At 34.4% G+C, this 404-nt stretch carries 1 protein-coding gene; it reads right to left on the bottom strand.

Features of this window, described 5'->3' with window-relative positions:
- Positions 1 to 384, bottom strand: a 384-nt coding sequence (locus BT997_RS15310) for a hypothetical protein (protein ID WP_143145226.1), incomplete at its 3' end; no start/stop codon positions are given.
- Positions 385 to 404 lie beyond the last annotated feature (20 nt).

Raw genomic sequence — 404 nt, 5'->3', positions numbered from 1 at the left:
ATCTACATTCCCTATCGCTCCTAGTGTGCTTGTTACTGCTCCTGTTGTTATTGTTGCTGTTACTGCTCCACTAGTTGCTCCTGCTATACTATTTACATCTGAGGCTGAACTTGTATTATCTACTGTTACTGTTTCATTTCCTAAACCATTATATTGTGCATTATTTGTTACATAGATATCAATTAATTCTGATGCATCTCCATTTATTGTTGAAGCTACTGCTGTTACATCTATTGTTTGATTTGTTTTTCCATTTAATGCAACTAAATCTGCTGCATCTGTTGCACTATTTGTTACTGTTAAACTTAATGAATCAGAAGCACTTGCATTACTTAGATTTGTATTTAAATTTGAAGCTGTATCACTTGACACGGTTGCTGTCACTATCCCACTTGTATTTCCTA

Source organism: Arcobacter sp. LA11 (assembly GCF_001895145.1).
Classification (GTDB): domain Bacteria; phylum Campylobacterota; class Campylobacteria; order Campylobacterales; family Arcobacteraceae; genus Halarcobacter.
Note: the sequence above shows the minus strand (reverse complement) of the source record. Positions and strands in the feature narration are given on the sequence as shown.